Source organism: Microbulbifer sp. ABF4_143 (assembly GCF_056160225.1).
In genome coordinates, this window is record NZ_JBSWWT010000001.1 from 87524 (window position 1) to 110185 (window position 22662).

Genomic DNA, 22662 nt, shown 5'->3' on the forward strand with positions numbered 1-22662 from the left:
CCTGCTTTCCCCTTGTTTCAATATTGCAGTAACGGCTACGGGTCGAGCACCTGTCTTGCCCGGATGTCCTGTAGCCCCGTAGGCCCTGCCGCTATGCCGTATCCGCGGCAGATTCACTTCACCCTGGAAAACAACAAAAAGAGGGTTCCATGAAACGTCTAAAAGTAACGCCAGCGATGACGATCGGGTGCGCCGCCATACTGAGCATTTGTATGGCCGGCGCCAATGCTTCGATTCAAAACCCGGGTTTTGAAAACGACTGGGACGGCTGGCTGGATACAGACCCGTCCGCGATCTCCGGCGTCGCCCACACCGGCAGCAAGTCGGCAAAAATCAGCGGCAGCGGCGGCCGCTTCGAACAGCAGGTCGCGGTCCAGTCCGGCACCAATTACCGGCTCAGCGCCTACGTAAACGGTAGCGCGGCCATTGGTGTAGAAGTCAATGGCAGCACCTACGACGCACAAGCTTCCTCCTCCGACTGGCAGGCGCTGGATGTGGAGTTCAACAGTGGCAGCGCGCAGAGTGTCACCGTTTTCGGCGCATACAACGGCGGTGAGGGGCGCTTTGACACCTTTGCGCTCGAAGCGCTTGGCGGCTCCGGCAGTTCTTCCGGTGGCTCCTCCGGCGGGTCGTCCGGGACCTGTACGTCAGGCAGCAACCTGCCGGTGATCGCAGCTTACGATGACGGCTCACACGACGGCCACGGCCCGGAAAATGTACTGGACGGCAGTCTGGCCGACGAATCCCGCTGGTCATCCCAGGGCGTCAAGTGGATCACCCTGGACCTGGGCAGCGTAAAAACAGTAGAAAGTGTGAATATCGCCTGGTACAAGGGCGATCAGCGCACCAGCTTTTTCTCTATCGAGACCTCCTCTGACAACAGCAACTGGACAACCGTGCTCAGCGGTGGCCAGTCCAGCGGCACCAGTGCCGATATGGAGCCTTACGACCTCGCCGACACCGACGCCCGCTATGTGCGCCTCACCGGCAGCGGCAATTCCGTCAACAACTGGAACAGCATCCTCGAGTTCGACGTGACCGGTTGCGGCGACGGTTCAGGCGGCAGCTCCAGTTCCGGCGGCGGCTCCAGTTCCGGCGGCGGCTCCAGTTCCGGTGGCGGCTCCAGTTCCGGGGGCGGTTCCAGTTCCGGTGGCAGTTCCGGCGGCGGCCTCGATCCGTCCCTGCCGCCGTCGGGCAATTTCGAACTGGTCGACTGGTACCTGAGTATTCCCACCGACAACGACGGCGACGGCAAGGCCGACTCCATCAAGGAAGGCGAGCTGAGTAGCGGTTACGAAAACAGCAGCTTTTTCTATACCGCCAGTGATGGCGGCATGGTGTTCCGCTGCCCGATCGACGGCTACAAGACGTCCACCAACACCTCGTATACCCGCACCGAACTGCGGGAGATGCTGCGCAGGGGGGACACCAGCATCGGCACCCAGGGTGTGAACAAGAACAACTGGGTGTTCGGCAGCGCACCTTCGTCCGCGCGCAATGCCGCCGGCGGCGTCGACGGCGTACTGCGAGCCACACTGGCGGTGAATCATGTCACCACCACAGGCAGCAGCAGTCAGGTGGGTCGCGTCATTATCGGCCAGATCCACGCCAACGACGACGAGCCCCTGCGCCTCTACTACCGCAAGCTGCCCGGTAACAGCAAGGGATCCATCTATATCGCCCACGAGCCGAAGGGTGGCAGCGACATCTATTACGAGATGATCGGCAGCCGTTCCAGCAGTGCTTCAGATCCCGCCGACGGCATAGCGCTGAATGAGGTATTCAGCTACGAAATAGTGGTGGTTGGCAACACGCTCACCGTCACCATTTCCCGGCCCGGCAAGGCCGATGTGGTGCAGAGCGTCGACATGAGTGGCAGCGGCTACGATACCTCGGACCAGTACCACTACTTCAAGGCGGGTGTGTACAACCAGAACAATACGGGCGACGGCAGCGACTATGTACAGGCCACTTTCTACGCCCTGGAGAACAGCCATGATGGCTATGCCTACTGAGATAGTGGACGAAGCCGTTATTTAGGAGCTGGGCTCCTATTCGCCGTTGGCGGCAACGAATACCAAACCAATGTATAGACATGGACATTGGTATTCGTGGCGCCAGCGAATCCCGGGGCGAGCACAGGCTTCGCTCCTAGGGAACCTCTGAATAACTCCATAGCCCCGCAGAGAGGCTATGGAGTTATCAGGGGTTCCCTAGATGTCCTGCCCCGCGCGGCGCGCGTCCAGCCGCCGCGCAAATTCCTGCAGTATCAGCCGGTAGAGCTCCCGCCCCAGGTAATTGTCCTCGACGCCGCTGTCGATAGATGGGTTGTCGTTCACCTCGATCACATAGCCCTTTCCGGCCGACTCCTTGACATCCACGCCGTAGAAGCCGTTGCCGATCGGCCTGGTGGCCTTGAGTGCGGCCTGCAGCACGGCCCTCGGCACCTCGAAGGTGGGCAGGGTCGTGAAGCCGCCGCTGCTGTTCTTGCCGCTGCCGTGGTTGTAGATCTGCCAGTGATTCTTGGCCATATAGTAGCGGCAGGCGTAGAGCGGTTTGTTGTTCAGCACACCGATGCGCCAGTCAAACTCGGTGTACAAATATTCCTGTGCGAGCAGCAGGCTCGATTCGGCGAACAGCTCGCCTAGCTGGTCCCGCAGTTCCCCCTCGGTTTTCACCTTGACCACGCCGCGAGAAAAGGCGCCGTCGGGAATCTTGATCACCATCGGCAGGCCCAGATCCTCCAGTGCCTTCAGCAGGCCGGCCTCGTCGCCGCGGCGCAGGATGCAGGTCCTGGGCGCCGGCACCTTGTGGGTCGCGAATAGGTCGGCCAGGTAGATCTTGTTGGTGCAGCGCAGAATACTGGCCGGATCATCCAGCACGACCAGCCCCTCGGCCTCAGCCTTTTTCGCGAAACGATAGGTGTGGTGATCGATGGCGGTGGTCTCGCGGATAAACAGCGCATCGAACTCCGGCAGGCGCATATAGTCCGAGGGGCCGATCAGCTCCACCGAAAAACCCAACTCGCGTCCGGCGCTGACAAACTTTTTCAGGGCCGCCCCATCCGAGGGCGGCAATGCCTCCTCCGGGTTGACCAGTATCGCCAGGTCATAGCGGGTACTGGCACTCTTCCTGCGCGGCCGCCACACCTGCTTGCTGAAGCTGTCCAGCGCCTCGGCGAACTGGGTTTCCTCCTCGTCATTCAGCTCGCGGTGGGAACAGACACGCAGGTCGGCGATCTCCCAGCTCTGGCCGCAAGCCAGGTGTATCTCCAGTGCCGGGCAGGCAAAGCGGTCGAACAGCAGCCTGGCCAGTGGCTGCAATGCCGGCTCGGCGCACTGACCGAAGAAGGATTTCACCACCAGATGACCGCCTGGCTGCTCCGGCGCTCGCAGCCTGGTCAGCGCCGGCAGTACCTGGCCCAGTTGCAGCTTATACAGCTGCGGCAGCGACAGGTCGTTCAGCGTGCGCACGCTGGGCAGCACATGGTGGCTGCGCGCCTCGGCCAGCAGCGAACAGTAGTAGCCCTCGGCGCGGTAGTCGTAGTCGGCGCAAAGGTTGATGACCCGCACGCGCTGCTGGCGGGGCGGGAGCTGCAGATAGTCGGCAAAGGTGATCACGCGCTCGCTGGGGTAGTAGGGGGCCCAGTCGTCGAGCTGGTCTATCACGATTAGCACCTGGGACATGGAGATAGGCGCCTCGATAAGGGAAGGTTAACAGCGCGAAAGATAGAAGATTATTTGCCTAGCGCCTAACTTTTTTTGATGCTTTTTGTACGCCTTTTGCTAATGTAGCCAGGCCGCAACTTCGCGGTATTCCGAGCCGCCGCCAGGCGGGTTTGCCGATGCCCTCTTCCGATCACTCCACCTTCCAGATACGCCCCGCCGTGCCCGCCGATGTACCCGCACTGCACGCGCTGGAGCAGGCCAGCTTCGACGGCGACCACCTCAGCCGCCGGCGCCTGCGCCACTGGGTGGGCGCGGAGAACCGCGTATTCCTGGTGGCCGAACGGGGCGGGCAGCTGCTCGGCTATGTGCTGGTTCTGCTGCGCCGCGGCACTCGCCTGGCGAGGCTCTACTCCCTGGCCGTGGGCCCGGCGGGGCGCGGCCAGGGCATAGGCCAGGCGCTGCTGTCGGCGGCCGAGGAGGCCAGCAGCCAAAGCGGGCGCCTGTTTATGCGTCTGGAGGTGGCGGAGGGGAACCACGCCGCCATCGCCCTCTACCAGCGCGCAGGCTACCGCACCTTTGGCAGCTATCCGAATTACTACGAGGACGACGGCGATGCGCTTAGGATGCAGAAGCGCATCCGCTACCGCCCGGAGAACCTGCACCGCCTGGAGGTGCCCTGGTACGGCCAGACCACCGAATTCACCTGCGGGCCCGCCGCGGCGATGATGGCGATGGCGGCACTCAACCCGAATTATCGGCCCTCGATCAGCGAGGAGCTGGCCCTGTGGCGCGAGGCCACCACCATCTTTATGACCTCCGGCCACGGCGGCTGCCACCCGATCGGCCTGGCGCTGGCGATGCGCGCGCGCGGCTTCGATACGGCCGTGTACCTGAACCTGAGCACGCCGCTGTTCGCCGGCGGCGTGCGCGCGGAAAGCAAGAAGGCGGTGATCCGGCGGGTGGATGCGGATTTCCGCCGCGCGGCGCAGGCACAGAAGATTCCGCTGGAGGAACAGGAGTTCACCCAGGAACAGCTGCAGCAGTGGCTGGAGGAAGGGGCGCTGGCGCTGCTGCTGATCAGCACCTACCGCCTGGACGGCAAGAAGGTGCCCCACTGGGTCACGCTGACCGGCATCGACGAGGAGTGCCTCTATGTGCACGACCCGGACTGCGACGACGAGGACAATCCGCTCGACAGCCAGTACCTACCGATAGCGCGGGAGGACTTTGCGAGGATGTCGCTGTTCGGCAGGGAGAAGTTGCGCACCGCGGTGGTGGTGCGTAGAAAGTAAAGAGCCACCTGACAGGGAACTGCAACAGGAATTTAAGGCAAAGTACCGGGGGGGGGGGGGGGGGGGGGGGTGGGGTGGGAGGGGTGAAAGGGAGTCTCTCAACCCGCCCCAAACCCCCCCCCCCCCGGTACTTTGACGCCACAGCGCCCGCTTAGGACCTCTCCCCGACCAAGCCCGTAGGCTGCGCAGTACGCACCCTACTTCGACAGCAATCAATAAATTTACTTCTTGCTGAACAGCTCGCCGAAGAAATTCCCTTCGTACCAGCGCGGCTTCCTGTCCGCATCGGCCACCTCGCGCGCGATCGCGTAATTCACCTCGGTAAACTGCTTCGCAGCCGGGTAGCTGATCTGCGCGTCGGCCTCGTCTGCGGGGCGGTGGTAGCGCTCCTGGAAGAACTTGCCCTGCACCGCGGTGCCGTCGATCTTCGGGTCCAGCGCCTCGCGCCCAGTGATCAGGTAGATGGCCGGTACCCCCTGACGCACGAAGTTGTAGTGGTCGCTGCGCACGAAGATCACCTGCTCCGGCATCGGATCCGGACTCAGCTTGAGGCCGGTGCGCCCGGCGGCGCGCTCGGCGGTCTTGCCCAGGGTGGAGTGCTCGGCGCCGAAGGCGATGATGTCCCTGAACGGATACAGCAGCATCGGCATATCCAGGTTGATGTTGGCCACGATCGAGCGCGGCGGCACCGGCGGATGCTGGGCGAAGTAATCGGAGCCGAGCAGCCCCTTCTCCTCCGCGGTCACGGCCACGAACAGCAGCGAACGGCGCGGCGCCTGGCCGGACTCGATAAACAGGCGCGCCGTCTCCAGCATCACCGCGACGCCGGCGGCATTGTCCTGGGCGCCGTTGTTGACCTGGCCGTCCTCTTCGACGCCGATATGGTCCAGGTGTGCGGAGAAGACCACATATTCGTCTTTCAGTTTCGGGTCGCTACCGGGCAGCATCGCAACCACGTTGGGGCTGGTGATCTTCTCGTGCGCGGCGCCGCTGGTCAGCTCGGCCCGGTAGGGCAGCGGGAAGCCGCGCGGCGCTAGGCCGTTTTCCATCTCGGTGAAGATGGTTTCGAGGCTGCGCTCGGCGCCCATAAACAGCTGGCGCGCGGCGGGCATATCCAGCATCACACCCGGGTGCAGGCCGGGTATCGCATTGCCGGGCACGTCGTCCGCGTCTATCCAGTCGAAGTTGTCGTCGTGCAGGTGTTCGAGCGCGCGCTTGAAGGACCAGCGTTTCTCCCGCTGCGGCGTGTTCAGGGTGATGTAACCGACGGCGCCGTGGCGCGCGGCCGTCTCGCGCTTGGTGCGGCCGGAGGCGTAGTGGGCACCCACTTCGCTGGGCATATTTTTCGGGCGCCCGGACAGTATCACCGCTATCTTGCCGCGCACGTCCAGCCCCTTGTAGTCGTCCACGCCGTATTCCGGCGCCTCTATGCCGAAACCGACGAACACCAGGTCGGCGGTGGTGGCGGTGTCCTCGCTGACTGTGGGCGGCGAGGCGACGAAGTCCTCGCCGAACTCGAAGGTGATATCGCCGTCGCGCCCCTGCAGCACCAGGGTCGGCTCGCGCCCACCCCAGCTTGCGCGCACGAAGGGCACCTGCTGCAGATAGCCGTGGCTGCCGGCGGGCTGCAGGCCCAGCTGCTCGAACTGCCTGGCCACATAGTCGGCGGCCTGGCGGTAGCCGGCGCTGCCGGTCTCGCGCCCGGCCAGTTCGTCCGCGGCCAGGTACTCCACATGCCTGCGGATATTGTCGCTGTCGGCGCTGGGGATCGGCGTCGGGGAGTTGGTGGCGCAGGCCACGAGGGCGCCCGCAAGCAGGGCGCCGAGCAGGATTCTTGTTCTCATCGGGACTATCTGTTCGTGCTGTTCGTGTTATCGCTTGTGCGGTAGCCGCGCGCGCTGCGCCCGGCGGGCAAGCTTATCACGATCGGGGGGCGGCGGCCGCCGCTTCAGGCGGCGCGGCCCAGATCCGGGAAGGCCCTGGCCACCGCGGCGGCGACCTGTTCGTGGGCATTGTCCGGGAGAAACTCTCCGTGCGCCGCCATAAAGTGCAAAAACGGCAGCTGCAGCAGGCGCTGGAAATCCTCCTGCAGCCAGTGGTGCGGGTCGCAGCCGGGCGGTGTTGCGCGCGCGCGCCACAGGGGCGCCACCTGCATGCCGCGGCGAAAGCCGGCCAGGCGCAGCAGGTTGCGCCCGAGCCAGTTGCAACCGCGCCACGAGCGCCAGTACTGCAGCGCGTCGCAGCAGAGCAGCAGGCCGCCGTTGTGGGGCAGCCACAGCGCCGCTTCCGGGTAGCGGCTCCTGGAAAATTCGATAAAGCGGCCACCGCGCACCGGGCAGTCGCCGCCCTCGCGCAGCGGCCGGTCCGCCGCCGGCGGGTAGTAGTCCGATTGCGCCTGACACCAGAAGGTGAGATTGAATTTGTCGCGGTAGTAGAGGTCGTCGCAGCCGTGGTAGTAGCCCAGGCGCACCGCGTGGCACACCCTGCCCAGATCCTGCAGCTTCTCCTCCTGTTGCGGGCGCAGGCGCAGCGGGTTCACCAGCGTCAGTTCGTCGCCGCTGCGCACTATGCCCATATTGCGGTTGATGACGGTGGCGGCGGCGGGCCTGTAGGTGCCCGGCACATAGAAGAAATCCGGTAGCAGCCGGCGAATCTCTCCGTGGGGTTGGGGCGGGGGGTAGTCAATCCGCACGGCGGTTTCGGCTTCAGCTGTACTGCGCGCGGTTGCTGATCCCTCGCAGCAGTTGCAGCGCCTGTTGCGCTTTTTCCTGTGGCACGAATACATGGTCGTGGCGCAGCGCGGCCACCACATTGGCGCTGATGCCGCTGTCGGCGAGTTCGCTTGCGACCGCGGCGGTGAGGCCCACCGCGTCGAGACTGGAATGCACCTGCAGCGTGATCTGGCGGAAGCCGCCGCTGGTCTCGATGCCGTACCGCTCGGCCAGCGGCTGCGGCAGTATCGCGCTGAGCCCCTCACCTTCGCGAAACAGACACAGGCAACCGTCGAGCAGATTGTGCAGTTGTGACTCCTGGATCGGGCAGAAGACGAACACTTCGTCCTGCAGCTTCGGTTCCAGATTCTGCAGTAGCTTCTCCAGACATATTTCCGCTTTCATAGGGGTTTGTCGCCGCCGGATTGATTTTTCAATTGCCGTTGTTGCGCGCTGTATCGCGGCCCGCACCACCGGTGAAGTTTCCACCGAACTCCTCGCCTTCGAATTCCGGCTCACCCTCCACCGGTGTCGTGTCCACCTCCATTTCCGGCTGCGCCTCCCGCTCCCAGCGGTCGAGAGCCAGGTCGATATCTTTTTCCAGATCCAGGCTGGGGAAATCCGGGCAGGGGGCGTCTTTTTCCGGGTCGTGCCAGGCGGACAGCGGCGCCACGAATACTACCAGGGATTTGTGCAGCAGGTTCTGGCCGATACTGGCCTCGGTCCAGGTGGTCTGCCAGGCGAATTTTCCCTTTACCGCGTAGTCGCTCTCGTAGGATTTGAGGGTCAGAAAATAGGGATAGACCCTGCCCCCGCGGCAGACGATGCGCCGCTCGGTTTTTATATTCGCCATCTGCGTGAAGGGATCGAAATACCAGTGGATATCGTAGCCGTAGGCGAAGCGCATCTCCCCGTTTCGCTCCAAAAAGGCGTAGGAGCGGCCGGTGCCATCCGCCCTCAGGCTCCATACATGACGCGCTTCGCCGTCGCGGGAAATCAACCAGGATCCGACCCACTGATCGGCTTCGAGTCGCGACTCCGTCTGCCAGCCCACAGTCTCTTCTCGTTGCCGCCCGGATTCGGCGGCCACTGCTGCGCAGCACAGGCAGGCAAGTGCCAGCGTGAGAATAAAGCGTCGCTGTATCACAGCTTTACTCCAGTTCCGCTTTACTCTTCCGTGAAATTTTTTCCGTTTGTCTTCGCCTGTTCTTTCAGTCGGGACATTCGCGCTAGCTCGCCAGATCCGGGCAGGCGCTGCCGGCCCTGGGCGTATCCCAACGGCTCAGTCGGCGCTGGAAACTGAGCAGACCGCCGCCGTCCTGAAGCCAGTGACGGCCGTCCACTATGGAAAAGTTTAAGGTGACCGGACTCCAACCGGTAAAGGCCACCGCCACCACGCCGCCGCTGCAACGCACCGAGGCGCCGGTGCGTACGCGCACCCGGTCGCCAACCAGTTTCCAGTTGATGGCAAAACCGTGGGACAGGCGGCCGCCGGGATGGAAGCCGTAGGCGAAGCCGGTACCATCCGCGTGCAGCTGCCACACCAGCTGTTCGTCGCGCTCGCCGACAACCAGCCAGTTGCCGGCCCACTGGCGCTGGGGCGACTCGGCCGCGGCGGCCAGCGGCAGCAGCAAAAACAGCAGCAGTATCAAAACCTGGGTCTGCAGGAAGGAGACAACGAGGCCGAGGAACGAGGGGTGACGCAAATACTTCATGCGCGGCTCACTGATTCTGAGTTACTGCGGCAGGCGGCCCACAAGTGCCGCCGATTTTCCTGTCCGGCGCGCTGGAATCTGTTTCGCACTCCGGCATGAAAAATCGCCTAGGCGCTCTTTTTCACGTCCCTTGTTTCTTAAGGCTAGACGCAAAATCCCACAGTGGCAGCAGAAGCATCAAAAATCTTTATTGACGCGCCAACAGGGCATAGGTGATGGGGGGAGATGTGCCGCGCGGCTATTCCGCGCGGGCATCGGAGAGGGTTTTGTCCGCCCGCCAGACGCGGTATTTCAGCTGCAGGCCGTCCGGCAGATAAACCACCAGCGGCAGGCGGCTGTTGTAGGGCAGCAGCAGGCCCTCGCCGCGCACGCGCACGAAGCGCCGGCTCTCGGAACCCGGCGGGCACGCCTTGCGTGTGGTCGGGCCGGGTTTCGGTTCGGACAGCACATAGTAGGGGTAGCCCCAACCGTCCAGCTGCTCGCGCCGAATCGACGCGCGGTAGCTGCGCTGGTTGCAGTCGACCAGCTCGCTCTTGCCGGGCACCAGCTCCACCATAAAGCGGCTCTCGTCCGCGGCCTTGGGCAGGTGGATCACCTGGCGTTTTTTGCCGTCCACCAGCCGCGGGAAGACAGACAGGTCGGCCGCTTGCGCGGCGGCGCAGGTCAGGGCGGCAAGCACTAACCCGGCCACAGCCAATTGCCGGTGCAACAATGCGCGGCGCGGTGCCATGCGACCTCCTTACCTCTCGACCGCCCTGCTGGCGATCGTCTTGCTGGCGCACGAATTCCTTTACAGTCTAGACAGGTTTCTGCGCCGCAGGCCGAACCAGAGCAGCAGACCCAGCGCCACCGCGGCGGCGAACAGCAGTGCCGCCCAGAAGTGGTAGTGCCCGCCCTCGGCGGGCTCGAGGCGCGTCCGCGCCTGGCCGAGGGACGTGCGCAGCCGCTGGAAGGCGGCGATCACCTCGGCATTGGGGGCGCCGCCGAGTATCGCGCTGCGCAGTGCCTGCCAGTGCGCCGACAGCTGGGTTGCCAGGGGCGGATCGCGCTCCTGCAGCCGCTCCCGCAGCGGTGCATAGCCCTGGCGGAAGGCGAGCATCAGCTTGTGATAGGCGCCGGCGTTGTCGCCGGCGCGGTAGGCGGTCTCCGCCAGCCGCAGCAGCCCGTCGGCGCGGGCCAGCGGGTGTTCCAGCGCGCGCACCCGCTCCGGGTGGCCGCGCCACCACATCAGCGCGCCGGCGGCCTCGGCGGGCAACTCCACCGGGCGCGCGGTGGCCATGCCGGGCAGGCCGATCAGCGCCGGGTAGCGCTGTGCCAGCTCCGCCGCCGGTGGCGCCCTGCCGGCTACGGCGAAATTGGCCACGGTCACCGCCAGCGCCCAGCGCTCGCGGCTACTCAGGTCGCCGTCGATGCGCTCACCGTGCACCGAATCCACGGTCGGGTCCAGGGTGTTGTAGAAGTCGTAGAGGCTGAAGCTGGCTGCGCGCTCGGGATCGCGAAGATCCGGCACGCCCGCCCTGCCCCGCCCTTCGGCGCCGTGACAGCTGGCGCAGCGCTCGTTGTAGAGCGCCCGGGCGAAGGACGCCGAAGGCAGCATCTCCGCCGGCGAGCGCTGCAGCTGGTACAGGGCCGCGAGGCGATCCGCGGCGGCGTTGGCGCGCCGGCGCACCTGTTCGCCGGCGCGCTTTTCGGCGATGGCCTTGTCCAGCTCCAGCACGCTGTTCTCCAGCGCGGCGCGGCCCGGCTTGTCCGGCAGCTGGCGCACCAGCTGCAGCGCCCGCGCCAACTGGCGGCGCTGCTGCTGGTAGAGGGATTCGTCCTGAATTTCGCCCTCCCGCACCGATTCGCCGTAATCCACCGCGATATACGAAAGCAGATTGCTGGCCTGAGCCGCCAGCGGTTCCGCCTCCGGGGCCTCCTGCGCCAACGGGCCGGTGGAGCACAGGAGTAGCAGTAGAGAGAGGGCGGACCAGTAGCGTCGCATCGGGAATTCTTTTTCCGGTTTTGGCACAAGATTAGCATTCGCGGCGGTCGGGGCAGCCCGTGCTCACCTGGGGGGCGGCACGCTAAGAGCGGTGCGCGCTTCTTTGGCAACGGGCCCTTCATCCCGTCCTCCCCCTGGCCTCTGGCGCGAGCAGACTCCGGCGCCGGATACGAAAAACCCCGCGCGCGGCGGGGTTTCGTGAAGCGGAGCCGGACTCAACCGCGCTCGGCGCGCTCCTTGGCGATCAGATAGTCGGCCACCTGCAGCATCATTTCCTGGCCGTTGCTCTTGCCTTTCAGGCCCGGCAGGGCGGTGCTGATGCGGTACTTGCCGGCCACGATCACTTCCGGGGTGCCGGCCATCTGGTAAGCGCGCTGGTTGGCCATGCCCTGCTTGACCTTGCTGTTGATGGCGAAGGAGTTCATCAGCTTGACGGCCTTGGCGCCGTCGGCGCCGTGCTGGTTGAACAGCTCCTCGATGGCCTTCAGGTCCGGTTTCCAGTTGCGATCGTCACGGGTGGCGAACATCTTGCGCTGGTTGTTGATCGCGTTAAAGATGGGTCCGTGCAGCTTGTCCAGTACGCCCATGGTATCGGCCACATAGAACATGCGCGCGTGCACTTCCATCACCGGCTGCCAGATCGCCGGGATCTTCAGCAGCGCCACGTCTTCCGGCATTTCCTGCTTCCAGCGGTTCAGGGCCGGCTCGAAGTGGTAGCAGTGGCCGCAGCCGTACCAGAAGAGTTCGGTCACCTCGATCTTGCTATCGTCTTTCTGCGGCACCGCCTGCGGCAGCACCTGGTAGTGCTGGCCGGCTTTGAACTGGCCGCTGTCCTGGGCACAGGCAACCAGGCTGAACAGCATAGCCAAAACCATGGCGATTACCTTGGACAGGGGGGCGACGACGGCTCTCATAGGGTTTCTCCAACGTTATTCTTGCGGCGCAGGCGCCGTGGGTACTCAATAGACAGCGCAGATTATTTAAGTTCCCGCCCGCGTTCGCAAGGAAAACGGACAAAAATCGCGCAATTTGGCAGGAGTGTGCAGCCGCAGCGCATTTGAGAGAACGCCGCGCACAAAAAGGCCGGTCGGAGACCGGCCTTCTCGTGTCACTTGTCGCGCAGTATCAGTCGGTCAGGCCGGCGACATAGTTGGCCAGCGCCTTAATCTCGGCGTCGGACAGCTGCTTGGCCACGCTCCGCATCACGCGGGTGTCACCGTCATTGGCACGGGAGCCCTCGCGGAAGGCCTTCAGCTGCGCCTCCACATACTGCGCGTACTGGCCGGACAGGCGCGGGTAGCCGGCGGGGGCGTTGCCCTTACCGGTCGGGGAGTGGCAGCCCATGCAGGCCGGCACGCCGGTTTCCGGGTTGCCGGCGCGGTACAGGTCGCGGCCGAAGATCAGGCCGTCGACGCTCTCGCCGCTGTTCAGCGTCACCGAGATGGCCTCGGACCCGGCCAGCTGCATCGGCTGGGAGGCGAAGTAGGCGGCGATATCCTGCAGGTCCTGCTCGTTGAAGTTGTCCAGCTGGCCGATCATCTGCGGCACATTGCGCGCACCGCTCTTGATATCCATCAGCTGCTTGGCCAGGTACTTCTCGCCCAGACCGGCGATCTTCGGGAAGGTGGGTGCCGGGCTGTTGCCATCGACGCCGTGGCAGGCGGCACAGGCGGCGGCCTTGGCCTTGCCGGCGGCGGCGTCCCCGGCCGCCATGGCTAAGGGCGCGGCCAGGCCAAGGGTCAGGCCGAGAGCCAGAGCGGTGTTCTTTATAATGCTGTTCATACGTCGTCCCATTGCGCGCTGAATTTTGCAACTCGCGTCGCCCCCAATAGTCCTGCGACGCAAAAACCGCGGCATTATATACTTGCGCGCCAATCGAGTGTACCGAATCAGCAGAAGCAGCCATGTCCGACCCCCATCCCGAAAAACTCAACTACCGCGCGGTGCAATTCCTCACCAGCGCGCCGACCCTGGCGGAGTGCCCAGAAGACAGCGGCGCCGAGGTGGCCTTCGCCGGGCGCTCCAACGCCGGCAAGTCCAGCGCCATCAACGCCCTGACCGGCAACAACAAGCTGGCGCGCACCTCCAAGACCCCCGGGCGCACCCAGTTGATCAACTTCTTCCGCGTCGGCGAAGAGCAGCGCCTGGTGGACCTGCCCGGTTACGGCTACGCCAAGGTGGCGCGCTCGATGAAGGACGAGTGGCAGCGCCACCTGGCCTTCTACCTGGAACAGCGCAAGTGCCTGCGGGGGCTGGTGCTGCTGATGGATATCCGCCAGCCACTGAAGGAGTTCGACCTGCATATGCTGACCTGGGCGGTGCAGTCGGGACTGCCGGCGCACATCCTGCTGACCAAGGCGGACAAGCTGAAAAACGGCCCGGCCAACAATACCCGCTTCGCGGTGGAGAAGGCGCTGAAGGAACAGGGGCTGGACACCGGGGTGAGCGTGCAGATCTTCTCCTCGACCAAGAAAACCGGGCTGGACAAGCTGGAACGCAAGCTGAACGAGTGGCTGGCGCTGGATTAAGAGTAGGGTTCACCGCTACGGCTCGCGATCCACTCCCCCGCACAGCAGCGACTGCAACAGTGCGCGCCGCAACTGCCGCCGCGCCCGCGGCGTCAGGCAGCGCAGGTCCTCCGCGCGCAGCCGCCCCTGGGCCAGCAGGGCGAGCAGCGCCTCCTCGCGTATTTTGATCTCCAGGAACCGCGGCGACTGTGCGCTGCCCATGGCCACTGCGCTCAGTGCAGGCTGTCGCCGGCGAGGCCGCACCTGTGGAGCCCGGGCGCCGCGGCGCGCCCCTGGTAGAGAGCGCGCAGGCAGTCGGCGGTGATCCTATAGTGGCGGCGCTCGCGCAGCTCCCGCGCCAGCCGCGAGCTGGCGCCCACCAGTATGTAATGGCTGTGGCGCCGCTGGCCGCGGCTGCGGTAGGCCTCCATCAGCGCCAGTGCGCTGTCGCCGAAACGGGCGGCCGCGACGGCATAGCCGGGCCAGCGCGCCCCGAGCAGGAAGTCGGCCAGCTCGAAGGCGCACCCCAGGTACGGAATGGCCCCATCGTAGTCGCCGTCTTCACTGAGGCCGAGGCCCCGCTCCATCCAGTCCCGCCACGCCTGTTCGGCGCGGGCGGTGTCGGCGGTCAGCCACTGGCGGTGGTTGGCACAGAGATAGCGGTGATACACGGTCTGCTCCTCGATTGAATCGCCTTCATGCTAATGCGAATCATTATCGTTTGCAATGTGTATATAGTGAACGCGGCGCCAGTTTGCGTGCGCGGCATTGGGAGCTAACCGGGCGCTAAAAGGGGGAGATAAAAAAAGCCGGCAGATGGGGACTGCCGGCCAGGGGTCAGTGCCCTTGGGGATGGGCACTTGACAGACGCACCCAGGGGGACGGGTACGCCTGTGGGTTCACACCCAATACTTTCTACTTCCAGCCAATTGAAGCTTAGGCTCGCCGGGCGACAGCCCCCAACCGCTTCCCGACCGGATTGATTGGGTTGATGCAAATTCTATTGCGCTTTCGGACAAATTTCCGGGAACGGGTTCCAATTGTGGCGCAGTTGCAAAAAAAAGCCCCGACGTTGGGGAGGTATCGGGGCGGGGTCAAGCGGTCTGTGTTGGGGTTTAAGGAGCAACAATGATTTGTCTTTTTAGAGGGGGCCGCTGTGGCTTGGTTCCGCCCGCTCGGTAAAGAAGCGTTAAGGAACCTCTGTTCTGTATAGCTCCGCAATCACTCGCCCTCGCGCTCTATATCGCAGCAGTGGCCCGCGGGCGGCTCGCCGGCGCCGGTCAGCACCGAGTCGGTGACCGGGTTGGGGCGGAAGGTGGTGCAGCCCTTCAGTCCCAGTTCGAAGGCCTCGCGGTAGAGGGATTCGAATTGGTCGAACGGGTAGTCCGCCGGCACATTGACCGTCTTCGAGATGGCGTTGTCCACATAGGGCTGCAGCGCCGCCTCCATCGACAGGTGGGCGCGCGGCGACAGGCGGCGCGCGGACACGAACACCTCCGGCAGCGCGTCCGGGTTGCCGCCGCGCGCGCACCAGAGGCGGTAGGCGGGATCCCGGATCTCGAACTGGCGGTAGTCGCCGGCGGCGGTCAGCACGCGGCGGCGGTGGCGGAAGTCGAATACCGGCTCCACGCCGCTGGACACGCAGTTGGCCAGCAGGCTGATGGTGCCGGTCGGCGCTATCGCGATCAGGTGGCTGTTGCGGATCCCCTGCGCCTCGATGCCGCGGCGCAGCGCTTCCGGCAGCGCGCGGATATCGGCACCGGCCAGGTATTCGGCGCGGCGGAAAAACGGGAAGCTGCCCTTCTCCGTCGCCAGCGCGATCGACGTCTTATAGGCGCTGTCGCGCAGTGCGCCCATGACCCGCGCCGCCAGCTCGCGCGCCGCATCGCTGTCGTAGTGCAGCCCCAGTGCAATCAGCGCGTCGGCGAGGCCGGTGATACCGATACCGACGCGGCGGCTGCCGCGCGCCTGCTGCGCCTGGGCCGGCAGCGGGTATTGGGAGAGATCAATCACATTGTCGAGCATGCGCACCCCCAGGGCGGCGCAGTCGCGGATACCGTCCCAGTCCAGGCGCGCGCGCTCGCCAAAGGGTTCCAGCACGAAGCGGGTCAGGTTCACAGAACCCAGGTTGCAGGCGCCGTAGGGCGGCAGGGGTATCTCGCCGCAGGGATTGGTGGCGCTGATCTGCTCGCGGTAGTGGAGATTGTTGTGGCGGTTGATCCGGTCGGCGAACAGCACGCCGGGTTCGGCGCAGTCGTAGGTGGCGCGCATGATCTTGCGCCACAGGTCCCGCGCCGGGATCCGCCGCAGCACCCGGCAGGGCTCGGCCCCGGCGGCGCCGCTCCAGCGGCGCCGCACCCGTTCGCGGCCCTGCCCCTCGAGCTGCCGCTCCGGGAACACCAGCGGCCAGTCGTCCCCCTTTTCCACCGCCTGCATAAAGTCGTCGCCGACCAGCACCGACAGGTTGAAGTGGCGCAGTTCGCGCGGATCCCGTTTGGCCTCGACGAAGTGCTCTATATCCGGGTGATCGCAGCGCAGTGTGGCCATCATGGCGCCGCGGCGGCTGCCGGTGGACAGCAGGGTCGCGCACATGGCGTCCCAGATACGCATAAACGACACTGGCCCGGAGGCGATGGTGCCGGCGTGCCGCGCGCGGCTGCCCGCCGGGCGCAGGGTGGAGAAATCGACGCCGATACCGCCGCCGCGCTGCATCGTCAGCGCCCCCTCCTTCAAGTGCTCGAAGATGGCCTCGATCGAGTCGTCGATAACGCCCATCACGAAGCAGTTGAACAGGGTCACCCGGTGGGCGGTGCCGGCGCCGGCGAGAATGCGCCCGCCGGGCAGGAAGCGGAAATCCGCCAGGTTGTGGTAGAAGCGCTGCGCCCACAGCTCGCGCTGCAGCGGCTCCACCGACGCCAGCGCGTTGGCGACGCGGCGCCAGCTGTCCTCGATGGTGGCGTCGTAGATACGCCCGCCTTCGCGGTGACGGTACTTGGTATCCCAGATGAATTCGGAGATCTCTGCCTCGAAGCGCCGCATATCAGGAGAGACTCAGCTGTGCCGCCGGACCGCAGTCGTGCAGGCGGCGTATCGCCTCGGCGAACAGCGGCGCGCAGTCGATCACCTCGAGTCCCGCGCCTGTGGCCTGCGGCAGCGAGTTGGTGACCGCTATCGCCTGCAGCGGCAGTTGCGCCAGATCCGCCAGCGCGCTGCCGCAGAACTGGCCGTGGCTGGCCAGCGCGACAATGCGCGCGGCGCCACCGCCGCGGATCGCCGCCACCGCGCGGGACAGGGTGCCGCCGCCGGCGATCAGGTCGTCGACGATCAGCACGCTGGCGCCCTGCACCTCCCCGACCAGGGTGCCGCCGCTGAGGCGCTCGCCGCTGCGGTATTTCTCCACGAAGGCGCGGCCGATATCGCGCCCGAGTCGCTGCGCCAGCGCCTGGCGGAAAGCCTCGGCGCGCTTGACGCCGCCGACATCCGGCGAGGCCACGACCAGCGGCCCGCCGTCGCCGCGCAGCTGCGCCTCGGCGAAATCCACGAACAGCGGCTGCGCCGGCAGGTGCAGGGTGCGGCAGCGGAAGGCGTTCTCGAACGCGGACTGGTTGTGGGCGTCCAGGGTGACCACCGCGTCGGTGCCGAGGCTCTCGAACAGGCTCGCCAGATAGCGGCTCGACAGCGGGTCGTGCAGCTTGGTGCGGCGGTCCTTGCGCCCGTAGCAGAGGTAGGGCATGGCGACGGTCACGCGCGCGGCGCCGGCGTCTTTCAACGCGCCGACGAAGAACAGCAGCCGCACCAGCTTGTCGTCGACGCCGCCGTGTTCGTCGCCGTAAAGGGACTGCACCAGGTAGACGTCGGCGCCCTCGACGTCATCCAGCGGGCGCAGCTTGTGTTCGCCGTCGACGAAATCCCGCTCCTCGTGGGCCGCCAGCGGCTCGCCGAGGGCGGCGGCCACGCGGCCGGCGAAGTCGGCGCCAGCATCGAGACTGAACAGTTTCAGGCGGCCCATCACAGGTGCAGCCTGAACCAGTCGATGGCGAGGCGCACCACCGCGTCCAGCGTGCCCGGCTCCTCGAACAGGTGGGTGGCGCCGGGGACTATCTCCACCTGCGGCTCGCAGACCATGCGCGCCGCGGCTTCCTCATTCAGTTCGAGCACCTGGTGATCCTCGCCGCCAACCACCAGCAGCGTCGGCGCCTGCACCAGCGGCAGATCCGCGCCGGCCAGGTCCGGGCGGCCGCCGCGGGACACCACCGCCCTGACCTGCAACGGGCGCTCGGCGGCGGCGATCAGGGCCGCGGCGGCGCCGGTACTGGAACCGAACAGGCCCAGATTCAGTTTTTTGGTGTCCGCCGCGCCGGCGGCCCAATCCACCGCGGCCACCAGGCGCTGCGCCAGCAGGTCGATATCGAAGCGGTATTCGCGCGTGATCTCGTCGACCCTGTGCTCCTCTGCGGTCAGCAGGTCGAACAGCAGCGTGCCTATGCCGGCGTCGTTCAGCCGTCCGGCCACCATGGTGTTGCGCGGACTGAAGCGGCTGCTGCCACTGCCGTGGGCGAAGAGCACCAGCGACCCGGTCGCCGCCGGCAGCGCCAGGAAACCCTCGAGGCGCGCGCCGCCGGCGTCCAGCGCCAGCTCGCGCCGCTTCACTCCGCACCTCCGCACAGATCTTCCGCCTCGCGCATCATCGCGATCACCTGTTCGTCGCTCAGCTGGGAAAAGTCCCGGTACCAGGCACCTATGGCCCAGAAGGCCTCCGGGGTCATCAGGCATTCGATGCGGTCCACCAGGGAAGAGAAGCGCGCCAGAGAGGAAGGCGGTGCCACCGGCACCGCCAGTATGATCGAGGCCGGTTCCTGCGCGCGCACCGCCCGCGCCGCCACCTCCATGGTGGCGCCGGTGGCGATGCCGTCATCCACCAGTATCGCGCAGCGGCCTTTCAGATCCGGCCAGGGCCTGTCGCCGCGGTAGCGCTTTGCGCGCCGCTCCAGCTCCGCCTGTTCGCTGCGTGCCACTGCCTCCAGCGCCTCCGCGCTGATGCCGCAGCCGGCCACCACCTCGTCGTTCAGCACCCGCACGCCGCTGGCGATAGCGCCCATGGCCAGCTCCTCGTGGCCCGGCACCCCCAGCTTGCGCACCAGCATCAGATCCAGCGGCGCCCGCAGCGCCCGCGCCACCTCCAGCCCCAGCGGCACGCCGCCGCGGGGCAGCGCCAGCACGATCACGTCCTTGCGCGCGACCAGATCCGGGGCCGAGTCGCGCAGGGCCTCGGCCAGCAGGCGGCCCGCCTGCACGCGGTCTTCGAAGGGCGTCATCACAAACTGGCCCTCGCGGAATTCAACGGATGGGTAATAAAACTAGACTAGCAAACAGAACCCCCGACAAACCGTCTATGACCGACCCCTGCGCCAAAATACCGGGCCTGGACGAGAAGACCCGCTTCCTGCTCTCGCCGGCGAGCTACCCCGAGGGCGCCGAGTCCGTGCACCTGGTCGAGACCCATATGGCGCGGGTTTTCCTGACCGACCGTTTCGCCTACAAGATGAAGAAGCCGGTGCGCTCCAACTATCTGGACTTCACCAGCCTGGACAAGCGCTGCGCCACCTGCCGCGAGGAGCTGCGCCTGAACCGGCGCCTGACCGACAAAGTCTACCTCGCGCTGGTGGCACTGCGCGTGGACGCCCGCGGGGCGCTGACGCTCGGAGACAATGGCGTGCCGGTGGAGTGGCTGGTGAAGATGCGCCGCCTGCCGCAGGCCGCCAGCCTGCCGCAGCTGATCGAGGGCGCGACCGCGCAGACACTGGCCCCGCTGCTGGCGCGGCTGTGCGACTTCTACCGCGGCGCCGAGGTGATACCACTGACCGCGCAGCAGTACCTGGCGCGGCTGCGGCGCCAGTGTATCGACTGGCGCGACCGGCTGCTGGCGCCCGGGCTGGCGCCGGATGCCGCGGAGGTCGGGCGGATCGCGGAGGCGCTGCTCGGATTTATCCACAGCGGCGCGGCGCTGCTGGGGGGGCGCGCGGCGGGAGGGCGGATCGTCGAGGGCCACGGCGACCTGCGCCCGGAGCACTGTTTCCTGACCCGGCCGCCACAGGTGATCGACTGCCTGGAATTCAACCGCGCGCTGCGCTGCGTGGACCCGGTGGACGAACTGAGCTATCTGGCGCTGGAATGCGAACTGCTGGGGCGCCCGGATCTGGGCGAGGCGGCGCTGGCCTACTACTATCGAGTCAGCGGCGAGCGGCCGCCGGCGGCGCTGGCGCGCTTCTACCGCGCGCACCGCGCCCTGCTGCGCGCGCAGCTGGCGGCGGCACACCTGCAGGACGGCAACCTGGCGGAACCCGCCAAGTGGCGGCGCCGCACCCGTCTCTACCTGGCCGCGGCGCTGCGCTACGCCCTATCCCTGAAAATGTAGCGAGCGGGTGGCTGGTGGTGGCCGCCGGAGCGTATCAATAGTAGGTGAGCAGCAGGCGCAGTAGTGTTCAGGGAGCGCCCCAAAAAAAATGCCCCGGACTTGGGGGAGTACCGGGGCAAACTTCTGACTTCCTTGGGGGATGATGACGCATTCCAACGATCTTGCCTGTTTAGAGGGCCCGCCGCCGGACTGGTTCCACAAATTCGGTAAAAAACTGTAAATAATTTGTCCGGCGGCAAAAGCCTCCCGCATCGGCGCCGCTATTCGCGGCCTGCCTCCGCGTACAGGCGCTCGTCGTAGGGCACTATCGTCAGACCATCCCTTTCGACATGGGCCGGCCAGTCCAGCGGCGGGCAGTCGGCGGAAACCGCCATATCCGGGCACTGCTCGCTGACCTGGTCCAGCTCCCGCTGCAACTCCGGCGACAGGCTCAGGCGCAGGCTGCCGATAATCTTCTCCACCAGGTCCAACATCGGCTGCGGGCTGATGCGCGCATCCAGTTCCTCCTGGGTGCCGGTGCCGCGCTGATAGCAGGTGAAGCTGAGACTGATCAGCCTGTCCCGCGCCACCGGGAAGAAAACGTAGCGGTGACGAGAGCCCGCAAGCATGTTCTGCACCATATCGAAACGCAGTGCCGGCACCGGCAAATGCCGCAGCGGCGTCCAGTTCAGCGGCCCTCGATAGTGGGGTCTGTCGACGGTGTAGATCTCGTGGCCCCAGTAGGCGGTCATATAACCGAGCGCGCCGGCCTCCAGCGCCTTTGGGTGCAGGAAGTTGATCCGGGCATTGGGCTCAGACAGGCTCAGCCCTTGAGCATAAAAGTTAATATAGGCCCTGCAACCGGTAAACCAGGGACCGTAGAAGGCCCACTCGCGAGCACCTATCTGCTCGTATTTCCAGCTCTGGCTGGGCATTACCTTTTCGTCGTGGTCACGCTCATCCAGGCCGTAGACTCTAGAGGAAATCCGCCACTCGCCACTGTCGATACCCGGCTGCGGGGCGTGCCGCGGCAGGCGCAGCGTCAGGCTGCATTGCGGAAAGCGAATTGCGACCTCCTTGGCGCTGCGGAAAGAAGGCCCCTGGGGAATGCACTGACCCTTGGATTTCCGCCATTCCAGCGGCGAGTATTTGATAAAGTTGCGCATCAGAATTTGCTCTTCAGCCTGTCGTGGTGATTCGGCAGCCAGGCCCTGACCATGGCGTTGCCCATCTTGCCGAGCGCCACGGCGGCGCCCAGTGCCGTCAGAAAAGCGGCCGCCGCCGCGGGCGCCGGGGCACTGGCGGCCAGCCCCGCGGTCGCGGCCAGAGATCCCATAAAGGCGCCGGCGCCCTGCAGACTCTTGCCGTGCTCGACCATATCCGCCACCGCCTTGGGTAACTTGTAATCATCTTCGTTTTTCAGGCGATTGAATATCAACTCGAGCTGATCGCGGTTGCCGATATAGTCGAGCATATCCGTCTTGGAAAACTTGCGGTCCAGCTTCAGACCCACCGCGTGCGCGGCCTTGACCGCCTCGTTCGGCGAAGTGGTGGGGCGTACCAGAAAGGCGTGATGTTCACCTAGCTGCACACCGCGAGCGGCGAGAATTTGCAGCGCCTGCGTCAGCACGCCGGAGCCGCCGAATTCCGATACCCAGCACACGCCCTTCACCTTACGCGAATCGTACATGGCCTTGGCCAGCAACAGCGCCGATTCGTGCAAATCGGCATTTTGCAGCGGGCGTACCGCATCCCGGTAGTTGATCAGACCGCCGATACGCTTCTCGCCCGGCGTGTAGTGCATATCGAAGCCGTTACTGTCGACCCTGAGGCTGCCGCCGGAAAAGGGCGCCTCAGCAAGTCGCCGCGCCGACTTCCTGGCCGCATCCCTCGGACCTTCATGCCCTCTGTCGCTGATCGCAACCAAGCGATCTTTTTCCTCGGTAATATTACCCTTTCGTCTTAGACGAACATCCCAACCGTCGTTCTTCTTTATCGCCTCATAGAGACCTGGCCGCTGACCACCTTCGATCAGTTCCGAATAATTCAAATCCGCCTGAAAATGCAAAATCCGGTAGCTGTCGTCGGGCCGTTTCTCCGCGGTGACCCGGCAGCCGGGCAGTATCACGACAAACTCCTCGGTGCCGCCCCTGTGCACCGCGCCCGGCTTTACGAAAATATCGTGTCTGTGCAAACGGCCCGCGGCCAGCTGGTGGATGCCGTTGACGGTCAGTTGCGCCCAGTGATTGCCGCGGCGGGCGAGTTTGACCAGTTCGTGGTAGATGGGTTCGGCCTGGGGGGTAATGGTGACGGGCTTGCCGGCGCCGTGTCCGGCGATGCGCAGTTCCCGGCGGACGCGTTTATCCGAAAATATTCTGTTAAGGAACCTCT

The 22662-nt window shown here is 65.5% G+C and carries 22 protein-coding genes; 4 read left to right on the top strand and 18 right to left on the bottom strand.

The window, feature by feature from the left end:
* Positions 1 to 149: 149 nt before the first annotated feature.
* Entirely contained in the window at positions 150 to 2015 is a 1866-nt protein-coding gene (locus ACXAF3_RS00405) for a polysaccharide lyase family 7 protein (protein WP_475110322.1), read from the top strand.
* Between the two features lie 198 nt (positions 2016 to 2213).
* Here ACXAF3_RS00405 and ACXAF3_RS00410 read toward each other — a convergent pair whose 3' ends face one another.
* Positions 2214 to 3686, bottom strand: coding sequence for a RimK family protein (locus ACXAF3_RS00410; protein WP_475110323.1), 1473 nt, complete (start codon positions 3684 to 3686; stop codon positions 2214 to 2216).
* A gap of 158 nt (positions 3687 to 3844) precedes the next feature.
* Here ACXAF3_RS00410 and ACXAF3_RS00415 point away from each other — a divergent pair, with 158 nt between their 5' ends.
* Positions 3845 to 4960: a peptidase C39 family protein gene (locus tag ACXAF3_RS00415; RefSeq protein ID WP_475110324.1), complete on the top strand. Its 1116-nt coding sequence runs from the start codon at positions 3845 to 3847 to the stop codon at positions 4958 to 4960.
* A 221-nt stretch (positions 4961 to 5181) separates the two neighbouring features.
* On the opposite strand, the gene ACXAF3_RS00420 is transcribed toward ACXAF3_RS00415, so the two are convergent.
* The 9 genes from ACXAF3_RS00420 to ACXAF3_RS00460 all read right to left on the bottom strand — a co-directional run bounded on the left by ACXAF3_RS00420 (position 5182) and on the right by ACXAF3_RS00460 (position 13152).
* Complete coding sequence (locus ACXAF3_RS00420; protein ID WP_475110325.1) at positions 5182 to 6804, bottom strand: M28 family metallopeptidase; 1623 nt, start codon at positions 6802 to 6804, stop codon at positions 5182 to 5184.
* A 104-nt stretch (positions 6805 to 6908) separates the two neighbouring features.
* Positions 6909 to 7652, bottom strand: a complete 744-nt coding sequence (locus ACXAF3_RS00425) for a hypothetical protein (protein ID WP_475110326.1) — start codon at positions 7650 to 7652, stop codon at positions 6909 to 6911.
* A 13-nt stretch (positions 7653 to 7665) separates the two neighbouring features.
* Positions 7666 to 8076: an ACT domain-containing protein gene (locus ACXAF3_RS00430; RefSeq protein ID WP_475110327.1), complete on the bottom strand. Its 411-nt coding sequence runs from the start codon at positions 8074 to 8076 to the stop codon at positions 7666 to 7668.
* Positions 8077 to 8104: 28 nt separating this feature from the next.
* Entirely contained in the window at positions 8105 to 8818 is a 714-nt protein-coding gene (locus tag ACXAF3_RS00435) for a hypothetical protein (protein WP_475110328.1), read from the bottom strand.
* A gap of 82 nt (positions 8819 to 8900) precedes the next feature.
* Positions 8901 to 9386, bottom strand: coding sequence for a hypothetical protein (locus tag ACXAF3_RS00440; RefSeq protein WP_475110329.1), 486 nt, complete (start codon positions 9384 to 9386; stop codon positions 8901 to 8903).
* Between the two features lie 238 nt (positions 9387 to 9624).
* The gene (locus tag ACXAF3_RS00445) at positions 9625 to 10116 is read right to left on the bottom strand and encodes an ecotin family protein (RefSeq protein WP_475110330.1); all 492 of its coding nucleotides are present in this window, start codon (positions 10114 to 10116) and stop codon (positions 9625 to 9627) included.
* A gap of 60 nt (positions 10117 to 10176) precedes the next feature.
* Positions 10177 to 11370 (bottom strand): c-type cytochrome, encoded by a 1194-nt coding sequence (locus tag ACXAF3_RS00450; protein ID WP_475110331.1) that lies wholly within the window; start codon positions 11368 to 11370, stop codon positions 10177 to 10179.
* Positions 11371 to 11585: 215 nt separating this feature from the next.
* Positions 11586 to 12284, bottom strand: a complete 699-nt coding sequence (locus ACXAF3_RS00455; protein WP_475110332.1) for a thiol:disulfide interchange protein DsbA/DsbL — start codon at positions 12282 to 12284, stop codon at positions 11586 to 11588.
* Positions 12285 to 12495: 211 nt separating this feature from the next.
* Entirely contained in the window at positions 12496 to 13152 is a 657-nt protein-coding gene (locus ACXAF3_RS00460) for a c-type cytochrome (protein WP_475110333.1), read from the bottom strand.
* A gap of 122 nt (positions 13153 to 13274) precedes the next feature.
* Here ACXAF3_RS00460 and yihA point away from each other — a divergent pair, with 122 nt between their 5' ends.
* Positions 13275 to 13898: a ribosome biogenesis GTP-binding protein YihA/YsxC gene (yihA, locus tag ACXAF3_RS00465; RefSeq protein WP_475110334.1), complete on the top strand. Its 624-nt coding sequence runs from the start codon at positions 13275 to 13277 to the stop codon at positions 13896 to 13898.
* A gap of 15 nt (positions 13899 to 13913) precedes the next feature.
* On the opposite strand, the gene ACXAF3_RS00470 is transcribed toward yihA, so the two are convergent.
* From ACXAF3_RS00470 to ACXAF3_RS00495, 6 genes are all read right to left on the bottom strand, one after another.
* Positions 13914 to 14099 (bottom strand): hypothetical protein, encoded by a 186-nt coding sequence (locus ACXAF3_RS00470; RefSeq protein WP_475110335.1) that lies wholly within the window; start codon positions 14097 to 14099, stop codon positions 13914 to 13916.
* Between the two features lie 11 nt (positions 14100 to 14110).
* Positions 14111 to 14548, bottom strand: a complete 438-nt coding sequence (locus ACXAF3_RS00475; RefSeq protein WP_475110336.1) for a hypothetical protein — start codon at positions 14546 to 14548, stop codon at positions 14111 to 14113.
* Positions 14549 to 15098: 550 nt separating this feature from the next.
* Positions 15099 to 16916: an adenosylcobalamin-dependent ribonucleoside-diphosphate reductase gene (locus ACXAF3_RS00480; protein ID WP_475110337.1), complete on the bottom strand. Its 1818-nt coding sequence runs from the start codon at positions 16914 to 16916 to the stop codon at positions 15099 to 15101.
* Position 16917: 1 nt separating this feature from the next.
* Positions 16918 to 17886: a ribose-phosphate diphosphokinase gene (locus tag ACXAF3_RS00485; protein WP_475110338.1), complete on the bottom strand. Its 969-nt coding sequence runs from the start codon at positions 17884 to 17886 to the stop codon at positions 16918 to 16920.
* On the bottom strand, positions 17886 to 18527 hold the full coding sequence (locus ACXAF3_RS00490) for a dienelactone hydrolase family protein (RefSeq protein WP_475110339.1): 642 nt from the start codon (positions 18525 to 18527) through the stop codon (positions 17886 to 17888). Before ACXAF3_RS00490 ends, ACXAF3_RS00485 begins: the two co-directional genes overlap by 1 nt.
* Positions 18524 to 19192 (bottom strand): phosphoribosyltransferase, encoded by a 669-nt coding sequence (locus tag ACXAF3_RS00495; protein ID WP_475110340.1) that lies wholly within the window; start codon positions 19190 to 19192, stop codon positions 18524 to 18526. The genes ACXAF3_RS00490 and ACXAF3_RS00495 overlap by 4 nt, the downstream gene beginning before the upstream one ends.
* A gap of 77 nt (positions 19193 to 19269) precedes the next feature.
* Between ACXAF3_RS00495 and ACXAF3_RS00500 the strand changes: the two genes are divergently transcribed.
* Positions 19270 to 20292 (top strand): hypothetical protein, encoded by a 1023-nt coding sequence (locus tag ACXAF3_RS00500; protein WP_475110341.1) that lies wholly within the window; start codon positions 19270 to 19272, stop codon positions 20290 to 20292.
* A gap of 260 nt (positions 20293 to 20552) precedes the next feature.
* Here the strand turns inward: ACXAF3_RS00500 and ACXAF3_RS00505 are convergent, their stop codons facing one another.
* Positions 20553 to 21437 carry a hypothetical protein gene (locus ACXAF3_RS00505; RefSeq protein ID WP_475110342.1) on the bottom strand — a complete coding sequence of 295 codons (885 nt, stop codon included), beginning with the start codon at positions 21435 to 21437 and terminating at the stop codon, positions 20553 to 20555.
* On the bottom strand, positions 21437 to 22465 hold the full coding sequence (locus ACXAF3_RS00510) for a hypothetical protein (RefSeq protein WP_475110343.1): 1029 nt from the start codon (positions 22463 to 22465) through the stop codon (positions 21437 to 21439). The genes ACXAF3_RS00505 and ACXAF3_RS00510 overlap by 1 nt, the downstream gene beginning before the upstream one ends.
* Positions 22466 to 22662 lie beyond the last annotated feature (197 nt).

Coding starts and splice junctions, on each gene's coding strand:
- ACXAF3_RS00405 (WP_475110322.1), top strand. CDS start 150: ATGAAACGTCTAAAAGTAACGCCAGCGATGACGATCGGGTGCGCCGCC.
- ACXAF3_RS00410 (WP_475110323.1), bottom strand. CDS start 3,686: ATGTCCCAGGTGCTAATCGTGATAGACCAGCTCGACGACTGGGCCCCC.
- ACXAF3_RS00415 (WP_475110324.1), top strand. CDS start 3,845: ATGCCCTCTTCCGATCACTCCACCTTCCAGATACGCCCCGCCGTGCCC.
- ACXAF3_RS00420 (WP_475110325.1), bottom strand. CDS start 6,804: ATGAGAACAAGAATCCTGCTCGGCGCCCTGCTTGCGGGCGCCCTCGTG.
- ACXAF3_RS00430 (WP_475110327.1), bottom strand. CDS start 8,076: ATGAAAGCGGAAATATGTCTGGAGAAGCTACTGCAGAATCTGGAACCG.
- ACXAF3_RS00440 (WP_475110329.1), bottom strand. CDS start 9,386: ATGAAGTATTTGCGTCACCCCTCGTTCCTCGGCCTCGTTGTCTCCTTC.
- ACXAF3_RS00445 (WP_475110330.1), bottom strand. CDS start 10,116: ATGGCACCGCGCCGCGCATTGTTGCACCGGCAATTGGCTGTGGCCGGG.
- ACXAF3_RS00450 (WP_475110331.1), bottom strand. CDS start 11,370: ATGCGACGCTACTGGTCCGCCCTCTCTCTACTGCTACTCCTGTGCTCC.
- ACXAF3_RS00455 (WP_475110332.1), bottom strand. CDS start 12,284: ATGAGAGCCGTCGTCGCCCCCCTGTCCAAGGTAATCGCCATGGTTTTG.
- ACXAF3_RS00460 (WP_475110333.1), bottom strand. CDS start 13,152: ATGAACAGCATTATAAAGAACACCGCTCTGGCTCTCGGCCTGACCCTT.
- yihA (WP_475110334.1), top strand. CDS start 13,275: ATGTCCGACCCCCATCCCGAAAAACTCAACTACCGCGCGGTGCAATTC.
- ACXAF3_RS00470 (WP_475110335.1), bottom strand. CDS start 14,099: ATGGGCAGCGCACAGTCGCCGCGGTTCCTGGAGATCAAAATACGCGAG.
- ACXAF3_RS00480 (WP_475110337.1), bottom strand. CDS start 16,916: ATGCGGCGCTTCGAGGCAGAGATCTCCGAATTCATCTGGGATACCAAG.
- ACXAF3_RS00485 (WP_475110338.1), bottom strand. CDS start 17,886: ATGGGCCGCCTGAAACTGTTCAGTCTCGATGCTGGCGCCGACTTCGCC.
- ACXAF3_RS00495 (WP_475110340.1), bottom strand. CDS start 19,192: ATGACGCCCTTCGAAGACCGCGTGCAGGCGGGCCGCCTGCTGGCCGAG.
- ACXAF3_RS00500 (WP_475110341.1), top strand. CDS start 19,270: ATGACCGACCCCTGCGCCAAAATACCGGGCCTGGACGAGAAGACCCGC.
- ACXAF3_RS00505 (WP_475110342.1), bottom strand. CDS start 21,437: ATGCGCAACTTTATCAAATACTCGCCGCTGGAATGGCGGAAATCCAAG.